8 protein-coding genes, 1 pseudogene and 1 other annotated feature are annotated in these 9,967 nt (G+C 63.3%); of the genes and pseudogenes, 3 read left to right on the top strand and 6 right to left on the bottom strand.

Translation table 11 applies throughout. The features are described from left to right. Window positions 1–50: 50 nt before the first annotated feature. Window positions 51–308: a HigA family addiction module antitoxin gene (locus M9914_13675; GenBank protein ID MCO5175224.1), complete on the bottom strand. Its 258-nt coding sequence runs from the start codon at window positions 306–308 to the stop codon at window positions 51–53. A 93-nt stretch (window positions 309–401) separates the two neighbouring features. Further along, complete coding sequence (locus M9914_13670; protein ID MCO5175223.1) at window positions 402–683, bottom strand: type II toxin-antitoxin system RelE/ParE family toxin; 282 nt, start codon at window positions 681–683, stop codon at window positions 402–404. A gap of 129 nt (window positions 684–812) precedes the next feature. Here M9914_13670 and M9914_13665 point away from each other — a divergent pair, with 129 nt between their 5' ends. From M9914_13665 to M9914_13655, 3 genes are all read left to right on the top strand, one after another. Further along, window positions 813–1,091, top strand: a complete 279-nt coding sequence (locus M9914_13665) for a hypothetical protein (GenBank protein ID MCO5175222.1) — start codon at window positions 813–815, stop codon at window positions 1,089–1,091. A gap of 105 nt (window positions 1,092–1,196) precedes the next feature. Continuing rightward, entirely contained in the window at window positions 1,197–1,586 is a 390-nt protein-coding gene (locus tag M9914_13660; protein MCO5175221.1) for a YbjN domain-containing protein, read from the top strand. Between the two features lie 727 nt (window positions 1,587–2,313). Beyond that, the gene (locus M9914_13655; protein MCO5175220.1) at window positions 2,314–6,348 is read left to right on the top strand and encodes a DEAD/DEAH box helicase; all 4,035 of its coding nucleotides are present in this window, start codon (window positions 2,314–2,316) and stop codon (window positions 6,346–6,348) included. Here the strand turns inward: M9914_13655 and M9914_13650 are convergent. The 4 genes and pseudogenes from M9914_13650 to M9914_13635 all read right to left on the bottom strand — a co-directional run bounded on the left by M9914_13650 (window position 6,284) and on the right by M9914_13635 (window position 9,015). Then, window positions 6,284–6,586, bottom strand: a pseudogene (locus M9914_13650) (integrase core domain-containing protein). The gene M9914_13655 and the pseudogene M9914_13650 overlap by 65 nt on opposite strands. Window positions 6,587–6,593: 7 nt before the next feature. Further along, window positions 6,594–7,793, bottom strand: a complete 1,200-nt coding sequence (locus M9914_13645; protein MCO5175219.1) for an IS30 family transposase — start codon at window positions 7,791–7,793, stop codon at window positions 6,594–6,596. A gap of 89 nt (window positions 7,794–7,882) precedes the next feature. Then, window positions 7,883–8,698, bottom strand: coding sequence for an IS3 family transposase (locus tag M9914_13640; protein MCO5175218.1), 816 nt, complete (start codon window positions 8,696–8,698; stop codon window positions 7,883–7,885). Beyond that, window positions 8,606–8,737: a sequence feature (AL1L pseudoknot), on the bottom strand. It overlaps the preceding gene by 93 nt. Beyond that, window positions 8,695–9,015, bottom strand: a complete 321-nt coding sequence (locus M9914_13635; GenBank protein ID MCO5175217.1) for a hypothetical protein — start codon at window positions 9,013–9,015, stop codon at window positions 8,695–8,697. (Overlaps the previous feature by 43 nt.) The genes M9914_13640 and M9914_13635 overlap by 4 nt, the downstream gene beginning before the upstream one ends. Window positions 9,016–9,967 lie beyond the last annotated feature (952 nt).

Genomic DNA, 9,967 nt, shown 5'->3' with positions numbered 1-9,967 from the left:
GACATAGGCGAGGGTCGCCTGGCGGTGACGGCGTGCGTGGAGCCGAACGGTCAACGAGCCGGTGCGGTCGGTGTCGGAAGCGGTTCGATCCGCTCCAGGGTAGTCGCCAGGGCACGACTGGCGTCCCATAGGTCGACTTCCCGTTGCGCGTCTACCCAGAACTCCGGGCTGGTCCCGAACAGGCGCGCGAGGCGCAGCGCCATCTCGGGCGAAACCGCCCGCCGCTCCCGCAACAAGTCGTTGATCGTCTGACGCGAAACGCCAACGGCAAGTGCGAGCGACGCCACCGTGAGGCCGTAGTCAGGCATGAAGTCCTCACGGAGGATCTCGCCAGGGTGCGTCGGTCGAACCGTCCGGATACCAGCGTTCTCTATGCTCATCCTTCACCTCATGTACCGCGATCAGTGATAGTCGGTGATCTCGACCTCGAACGCGTCGCCGTCGACGAATCGGAAGCAGATGCGCCACTGCATGTTGATGGAGATCGAGTACTGCCCTTCCCTGTCACCCGTCAGCCGGTGCAACCGATTGCTGGGAAGGCTAGCAAGGTCTCCAAGGTTCCTGGCCAGATGGATGTACTCCAGTCTGCGCTTGGCTCTCGAAACGATGTCGGGCGGCAGCTCGCCCAGGGCGCCTGTGAGGAACAGCCTCTCGGTGCGTCGGTCAGCGAATGACCTGATCACGCACCGATTGTAACGCGTCACGTGACGCGTGAGGGATAGCAGTGCTACTTCACCCGGACACCGGCGAGATCGTCGCATCCAGCTTGCCAAGCGGGTGAGGGCCACTAGCCGACCCCGGCCGCGAGCGCTGTGTACGCTCCGTCCGGCGTCACCCAGCTCCTGAGTGACACGCCCGACACTCTCGACTACGACAAGATGGCGAAGCTCGTCGACCTGGTTGAGGAGCTCGTGCGCCGCATCGCGGCGGTCCCGCTCGGGCGCGCCGCGGAGCACGACACGGCCGAGCAAGACACCGCCAACCTGCGTAAGCTGCTCGGACCGGCGGCGGCCGCGAGCCTCGGATTGCGCGGGAGCGGCGACTTCGAGCGGGCGATGGCGGCGCTCATCGGGCGGATACGGGCCGGGTGAGCGAGCGCCGGCGTCGAGCATCCCGGACCGCTATCATTCGGCCACGTTAACGAGGAGGGCAACGCAGTGGCGGACGTTCTCACAGGGGCAGTCTCTGCCCCGGATGTGTCGACCGGGTTCCTACAGGCCGTCTTCGCCGTCGCGCAGTACCGCACGACCATCGACGAGGACGGCGACGTCGTCGTGCACAGCGAGGGCCTCGACGTATGGGTCATGCTCGACCAACCTTCCAACCGGCTGAGGTTCTTCGCGGCCTTCGCCCTGAGAGAAGACGCCGCCCACGCGGACGTCCTACAAGCCGTCAACGACTTCAACGAGGCTTACGCCGTCGCGCGAGCGTACACGGTGAGGAGAAGCTCGGGCGCGCGAGGCGTCTTCTTCGACTCCGACATCAACTACGGCGGAGGCCTCATACCCATCAACATGCTCACGCGGTTCCGGATCTTCGAGAACGTCCTCAAGAGCGAGCACCCGCTTCGAGGCTTGGTGGCGTGATCGGGTCGGATAGGTGGCTTACGGGTTGGGGGCGATCGCCGCCCGCGGTCGCGCCTTGCCGGAGGGCGACTCGTCTCGCACCCCGTGTGCCTGTCTCGGTGATACGTCCGCGACCACGATTATCGCCACCGACGGCTGGGATACCTAGCGAGCATGGCGAGTGAGGACACAGAGCCCTCAGTCGCCTCTATCTGAGCGATACGCGGCCGAGTGACCCCCAGCGTGTCAGCCACCTCAGCTTGCGACTTGCCCGCATGAGCGCACGTTTCTCGTAGAGACTTGCCGATCTACGCGTTGAGCGAGTCGCGCAAGAGCCGAGCCAAACTCAGGGTCGTTTCCGACACGGACGTCGAGGTGCGGTGAGCGTGGCCTGGTGACAAGTCATTAGTAGAGTCAGGGTTGGGGCCTCGTGGCTCTCCATTCCCGTCTATAGCAGCGATGCGTCCTCGTAACGCTCGAAGGCGAACACTGCCAAGTTCCTCTGCTTGTGGTTGGAGACGCCTAGTCGCACAAGGAGGTCGAAGACCTTATGCGTCCCAAAGAATCCGTGAGGTAAGGAGCCCAACGGCATTAGGGGATTAGACACGGCATGCTCATCTCAAGGATAGCGATAAAATGCATTACGAACCGGTGCGCCAGAAGAGAAGGCTTGTAGCAGCGCCGACTAATTTTAGCCTTATCTGTGTGCGCTAGATATCAATGAGCAGGCCTGCCGTTTAGGGGACCCATGGACATCTTCGCCTTCCGCGACAAACTGACGACCGATTACACCGAGTATGCTCGCAGCTTCATCAACGTCTCGACACCGGACGTACGTGCTCGGGTCGAAGGCGAGCTGAGGGCTAATGCTCTCTGGCCGGAACCTCTAGTGCAACTCAACCCTGCCTTCGCGCCGGGAGCCGGCATCCCCGACCTAGTTGAGGCAGGCACACTGCATTCGGTATGCGCCCAGGTGTTCAGGCACGGCAAGACCGACAAGAACCCGGGAGTGCCGCTCGACCTGTACAAGCACCAGGTCGAAGCCATTGCTATCGCCAAGACGGGCTCCAACTATGTTGTCACCACCGGCACCGGCTCGGGCAAGAGCCTCACATACATGATCCCGATCGTCGACCACGTTCTCCGGGTCGGAACTGGTAACGGGATAAAGGCGATCGTCGTTTACCCGATGAACGCCCTCGCCAACAGCCAGGCGGGTGAACTGGAGAAATTCCTAGACCACGGCTTCGGCGGGCGGCCGCCAGTCAGTTACGCGCGCTTCACAGGGCAAGATGACGAGGCCACACGCACTCGCATCAAGACGGATCCTCCTGACATTCTTTTGACCAACTACGTGATGCTTAAACTAATACTCACACGTGGCAATGATAAAACTCTGGTGAATTCTGCAGCTAGTCTGCGTTTCATCGTGTTCGATGAGTTGCATACGTACCGCGGCCGGCAAGGGGCCGACGTGGCCATGCTGATCCGCCGCGCCCGCGACCGCATGGGGGGTTCTGACCTCCAGTGCATCGGCACCTCGGCAACGATGGGAAGCCGCGGCACCGTCAGTGAGCAGCGTCACGAGGTGGCTCGCGTAGCGAGCACCATCTTCGGCGCGCCGGTCGCACCCGGCAACGTAGTAGGCGAAACCCTCCGACGCGTGACCACTCCGGTGGATCTGACCGACCCGGCACTACCAACACGCCTAAAAGCTAGCCTTAGCAACATTGAGTCGCTGACTAAGAAGCCGTTCGCTGAGTTCGTGCAGGATCCTCTGTGCGGTTGGGTGGAATCTACGCTCGGGGTGCGCATGGATCCCGAGAGCAACACTCTGGTGCGTCAGTCACCGCAACGACTCACTGGACCGATCGGAGTGGCGGCGGAGCTGGAGCGCCTCACCGGCCTCCACACAGGCAGCTGCGAGGTCCCACTGAAACGCCTCCTCACCGCCGGTTACGAGGTCGTCGAGGACCCGGCAGCCAGCCGCCCGTTGCGGGCGTTCGCCTTCAGGCTGCATCAGTTCTACAACCGCGGCGAGACGGTCTATTCGTCCCTCGAGTTACCTACCGTCCGTCATCTGACATTGAAGGCGCAGCGCCTGGTACCGGACGAACCAGGCAAGGTGCTGATGCCCCTGGCGTTCTGCCGCGAATGCGGGCATGAGTATTACACCGTCTGGCGTTCCGAGGGCGATGGAGCACCCAAGTACACGCCGCGCAGCCTCGGCGAACGCCAGGCCGAGGACAAGGGTACCCCTGGTTACCTTTACTTCAGCATGCGGCGCCCCTGGCCCGAAGCCGGATCAATGGAGGAACTGGAGAGTCTGCCTAACGATTGGCTCGAGGTCAGGCACGGCGAGCTGAGGGTCAAGTACGACCGCCGCAAGAAGGTCCCCACCGCCGTCACGGTACAGCCGGACGGCACCGAGACCCCCGCCGGTACACCCTTCCACTTCGTGCCCGCCAACCTCAGCTTCTGCCTGCACTGCGGCGTGCACTACCCAGCCGGCGCGAGCGAGTACACCACCCTCGGCGTTTTGGGCACGGGCGGACGATCCACAGCTACAACGGTGCTCTCGCTCTCGGCGGTAAGGCAGCTCCAGGGCACGGAAGATCTACCGAAGGAAGCGCGGAAGATCCTCAGCTTCACGGACAACCGCCAGGACGCCAGCCTCCAGGCTGGTCACTTGAACGACTTCGTAGAAGTCGGACTCCTGCGCGGAGCCCTCTACAAGGCCGTCCACGACGCCGGAGCCGCCGGCCTCGGGTTCTCCGAAGTGGCCCCTAGCGTGTTCGCCGCGTTGGACCTCGACCTCCACGATTACGCCGCCAACGTAGGAGAGTTCGTCGGCACCGCGGTCAAGAACCAAGCTGCGAACATGCTTCGCGAGGTGCTCGCCTATCGCCTATTTCGCGACCTCGAGCGCGGGTGGCGCCTCACCTCCCCAAACCTCGAGCAGGTTGGCCTGCTGGACCTTCGCTATCCCGACCTGGACGACGCGTCCAAGCAAGACGGGCTGTGGCAGGGGACCCACGAAGCACTTGTCACCGCCACGCCGGCGCAACGTCACGGGGCCATGCGCGTGCTCCTAGACCACCTGCGACGGAACCTCGCGATCGAGAGCGAGTGGCTCGACCCCGAGCGGCAGGAGCAGATGAAGACGCGCAGCCGCGACTATCTCAAGGGGCGCTGGGGCTTGGACGAGAGCGAGAGCCTCGTGTACCACACGACCGCTTACCCCCGCCCGAGTACCAAGAACGAGCGTGGCAAGAACATCTACCTCTCCGGTCGTAGCCAGTACGCTGCGTACCTCCGGCGGGCGAATACGTTCCCCAAGATGAACAGCCTCACCGTAGAAGACTCAGAGGCGATCATCGCTAACCTCCTAGAACGCCTCGCAAGCTACGGAACCCTCGCGATCGTGCAGGCGCCGACGCGCCCGAGCGACGTCGCGGGTTATCGGTTACGCCCCAGCGCGATGCGGTGGCATGCTGGCGACGGTCAAAGCCCGCTCTATGACCCCCTGAGAAAGGTGCACGACGAAGATGCCGGCCGCGTGAACCCATTCTTCCGCCGCTTCTACCAAGAGACGGCCATGCACTTGGGCGGCCTCGAGGCACGTGAGCACACCGCCCAAGTGCCGAGCGCATGGCGTGAGGAACGCGAGCAGCAGTTCCGCACAGCCAAGCTGCCCATCCTCTACTGCTCCCCCACCATGGAGCTCGGGGTAGACATCGCGGAACTGAACGTCGTCAACCTCCGCAACGTCCCTCCCACGCCGGCCAATTACGCTCAGCGCTCCGGCCGTGCTGGGCGCAGTGGGCAACCAGCCCTCGTGTTCACCTACTGCACGACCGGAAGCGGCCACGACCAGTACTACTTCGCCAGGCCAGAGCGCATGGTCGCTGGCATCGTCGAACCTCCCCGACTCGACCTCGCGAACGAGGATCTCGTGCGGGCGCATGTGCACTCCGTTTGGCTTTCTGAGACGGGTGTCGAGCTGGGTCGCTCACTTAAGGAGATCCTGGACATCAAGAACGAGTCGCTTCCCCTGAGCGAGCAGATCCGCGCTGAACTCGACAACCCCCATGCGCGGCGCAGGGCCACCCAGCGGGTGGAGAATCTCCTCAAGGACGACCTCCCGGCGCTAAAAAGTGCTGCTTGGTACCACGCTGCATGGTTGAACGACACGCTCATGAACGCGATCGAGAGCTTCGACCGCGCCTGCGACCGTTGGCGTGACCTCTACCGCACCGCGCAGGCACAGTTCAACGCAGCCAACGAGACGGTAGCGGACGCCACGAAGGATACAGGCGCTAAGGCCCAGGCCAAGCGCCTGCGCGCCGAGGCCGAGAACCAGATGGGCCTCCTGACCGACAATGGCACGAGCATGCAGGGCGACTTCTACAGCTACCGCTACTTCGCGAGCGAAGGGTTCCTGCCAGGCTACTCGTTCCCCCGTCTGCCGCTGGCCGCATACATTCCGGGGAGGCGCCTCGGGATGGGCAACGACGAGTTCGTGCAGCGCCCGCGCTTCCTCGCGATCAGTGAGTTCGGTCCGCGGGCCCTCATCTATCACGAGGGGTCCAAGTACAGGGTCACCAGGGTGAGTCTATCGCCGGACAAGGAAGACGAGTCTATCGCCAGCAGACGCGCCATCATCTGCAGCACCTGCGGCTACCTGAAGCGTCCTGGGTTTCGTAGAGGGTCTTCTCTCACGCGGCCTGCCTCGGCAGGTCCAGGTTCTGATTGTAAGCAGCCTCGTACTTCACGGGGCTGAGGTAACCGAGTTTCGAATGCAGGCGGCGCTCGTTGAACCACGCCACCCACGCCGTGGTGGCGGTCTCGATCTCCTGCCGGGAGGTCCACGCCCGGCCGCCGGGGCGGATGAGCTCCGCCTTGTAGAGCCCGATGGTGCTCTCGATTAGCGCGTTGTCGTAGGCGGTGCCGACCCTACCGATGCTGCCGGCCATGCCGTGATCGAGCAGCTTCTGGCTGAAGGCCAAGCTGGTGTATTGTCTGAGTTCAATCGGTCGTTGCAACACCGTCTTGTTGGAGTGATTGTAGCTGCTCGTTGAATACCTCTGCAGGGGTTCTCCAGTTGAGGACTTTTCGGGGGCGGTTGTTCAGCGTGAAGGCCACGGCTTCCAGATCCTCCGCTGACCACCTCGATAGATCGGTGCCTTTGGGAAAGTACTGCCTTAGCAGCCCGTTGGTGTTCTCGTTCGTGGCCCTTTGCCAGGGTGAGTGCGGGTCGGCGAAGTACACCTTCGTGCCGGTGGCCAGGGTGAACTGGGCGTGCGCCGTTAGTTCCTTGCCGCGATCCCAGGTGAGCGTCTTACGGAGCTGATCGGGCAACTTCGTGATCGACGCGGTTAGGGCTGCGGTCATGGCGACCGCGCCGTAACCGCCTAGGGCGGGCCCGTTCTTCACCGCGGGCTTCTCACCCCAGCCTTCCAGCCGCGGTAGGTGCACCAACAGCGTGGACCGGCTCTTGCGCTCCACGAGGGTGCCGATGGCGGAGCGGCCCGTGCCGATGAGGAGGTCTCCCTCCCAATGCCCGGGAACGGCGCGATCAGATGCTTCCGCTGGCCGCTCGGAGATCACCACATCCGCAGTGATATGCCCCTGCGGCCTGTTGCGTGATCGTTCTCGCGGTCGCCGTAACGCTCGCCCGGCGCGCAGGCACGCGACCAGCTCCCGCTTGAGCGCGCCGCGACCCTCGATGAACAGGGCTTGGTAGATCGCCTCGTGACTGATCCGCATGGTCTCATCATCAGGGAAATCGAGCTTCAACCGTTGAGAGATCTGCTCCGGGCTCCACGAGAGTGACCAGCGCCGGTCAGCCCGATGCGGCTTGTTCAACCCCTTCCACGCTGGCGGTGTGGGTCCGGCAACGCTCGTGCCATCAGGCCGACGAACAGCCCCACTGAGCCGGTCTTGCACGTACTCCCGCAACCGGGTGTTGACCGCGAGCTTCGCTACCTTGGGGCGCTTGGCGGCCTGCTGCGCCTTCCACTGAGCCACCAGCGCCCGATACTCGGGCTTCCCGGCGCGGGTCGCGGAGTTACGGCGCACCTCCCGTGAGATGGTGCTGGCGTCACGCCCGATACGGCGGGCGATCTCACGAATACCCACATCCTGTGCGCGTAACAGCGCGATCTCCTCACGCTCAGCGAAAGACAGGTAACGCTTCGAGGGCTCAACCAGGCTCAACGGCGGCATGCCACCAGCATGCCGGAACCAGCGCACCGCTACCGGCGATGACACGCCTACCGCCGCCGCCGCCTCGACCGTCGTGATCCCCGACGCGATCAGGCGCCAGAACTCACGCTGCACCGCACGCGACGGCTCCGGCCGACCCGGTGACCGCATCGGCGGCCGTAAAGCCCGATCCGCCGCCCACTGGCGCCGCGCCCCAACCGGAACCTCAGGCACCTGCTTCCTCGACTGGCCCATCTAGCACCTCCACAACCGAGGTGTTGCGACGACCACTTGAATCCGCCTTGACTGCCGGCATCGCTGTGAACTATGACGCCCTGCCCGGTGAAGCTGGGGTTCGTGCGCTTCCTGATGCTGATGGCTTGATCCAGCGCCTTGGTAACGAGCTGCGCGCCCATGCTGGTGGCCACCGTGAAGCCCAGGATGCGCCGGGAGAACACGTCCTGCAGGAACGACACGTACACCGTGCCCTCGCGGCTGGGGACGTAGGTGAAGTCCGACACCCACACCGTGTCGGGCGCCTCCAGGCTCCAGTTGCGCTGCACCAGGTCAGGCGCGCGGGCAGCGCCTACCTCCGGGTAGGTGGTGCGCACGCGCTTCAGGCGCGTGGCGCCCCTGAGGCCGGCTGAGCGCATGATGCGCGCCACCTGGTCGCGGCCCGCTGCCACGCGCCTGTGCCTGAGTTCCTGCCACACCTTGCGGACGCCGTAGCACTCGTAGTTGGCGTAGAACACGCACCTGACCTCGGCCAGCAGCCGCTCATCGGACAGTGATCGAGCCGAGGGCGGTCTCTTCTTGAAGGCGTAGTAGGTGCTGGGGGCGATCTGGTAATCGTGGTCCCTAAGGACACGGCAAATCGGCTCGACCCCGAACGAAGCCTTGTAGGCATCGATGTACGCGACGATCACTTCAGTTTGCGGTCGAGCTCCGCGGCGGCGAAAAACGCCGAAGCGGTCTTGAGAATCTCGTTAGCGCGCTTCAGCTCGGCGTTCTCGCGCCTGAGGCGCTTCAGCTCCTCGTGTTCGCTGCTCGTCACGCCTGCTCGTTCGCCGGCGTCGACCTCGGCGCGTCTGACCCAGCCGCGCATGGTGTCGATGGGGATGCCTACCAACTCATGAACGCGCCGGAACGAAGCCGTAGCTGACTCCTCGGGCGCCTCGCCGCGGCGCTCCTTGAAGAGCCTGATCACTCGTTCTCGCGTCTCGGGATCGTACTTGCTCGCCATGACCCATTCTCTCCAATCGTGGGAGAAAAGAGTCTCTACCGAACCCAGGACGCTTCAGATAAGGGGTTCAAGCCCTCCACCATAGGTGTCCGCATCACTGCTGCGAGGCAGCTCTACCGAGCGTTGAGGTGGTCGGCGGCAACCGTAGCGGACCCCTTCCAGGATGTTCGGATTCCGCTTGACCCGACAGCGCCATGGGACAAGCGCTCCCCATACACACGAGCAGAGCTAAAGGCGCTGCTAAGCGCGTCGCGACCCACAGAGCGATTGATCGCTTTGTTAGGGGCGCATGCTGGCCTGCGTGCGTCCGAGATTCTGCAGCTTTCCTGGCCTGACGTATCTATCGGCAACCGCGAGCTGACTGTTCGTAAGGGCAAGGGTGGCAAGTCGAGATCCGTTGTTCTCTCTTCCACGTTAGTGAATATTCTGAGTGCCTCAGACTCGGCGACCGGATATGTTATTCCTTTTCGAAGCTATTCTCATCTTGCCAAGGTTATGTACTGCTTGTGCGATCGCGCATGCGTGCCTAGACGCGGGCTTCACGCTTTGCGACACTATGCAGGTACAGAAATCATGAGGGAACTCGGCGACCTAGAGGCAGTTGCCCGCCATCTCGGACACTCGAACCTAGAGACAGCCAGAGTCTACGCGAAGTGGAGCGATAGCCGCCTTCGTAGTGTGATGGAAGACTGGTAGCCCCGACCTGGTCGTGAGGAACAGAAGCATAGTCACGGGTGGCTTCGCCTGCTCAAGCCAGGACTCAAGGCACGAAGAAACGTTACGTCCGAAGCCAGGACGCCGGAACGCACGAATGATTCAGGCTATGTGGATTGTGGCCGGCCGCTGCCATTAGGACACCTCCAGGAAGCACCACCATGACCAGACACATCACTCGCACCGAGATACTCGAATGGCAGTCGATGATAAGGGCATCCTGGTCGTGGCCGCGCAC

This window comes from Trueperaceae bacterium, from assembly GCA_023954415.1.
GTDB lineage: Bacteria > Deinococcota > Deinococci > Deinococcales > Trueperaceae > JAAYYF01.
This window is presented reverse-complemented; position numbering and strand designations above follow the sequence as displayed.

What these genes read in the sequence shown, in the direction of transcription:
- M9914_13675 (MCO5175224.1), bottom strand. Translation starts at nt 308, where the DNA reads ATGCCTGACTACGGCCTCACGGTGGCGTCGCTCGCACTTGCCGTTGGC.
- M9914_13655 (MCO5175220.1), top strand. Translation starts at nt 2,314, where the DNA reads ATGGACATCTTCGCCTTCCGCGACAAACTGACGACCGATTACACCGAG.
- M9914_13645 (MCO5175219.1), bottom strand. Translation starts at nt 7,793, where the DNA reads ATGCCGCCGTTGAGCCTGGTTGAGCCCTCGAAGCGTTACCTGTCTTTC.
- M9914_13635 (MCO5175217.1), bottom strand. Translation starts at nt 9,015, where the DNA reads ATGGCGAGCAAGTACGATCCCGAGACGCGAGAACGAGTGATCAGGCTC.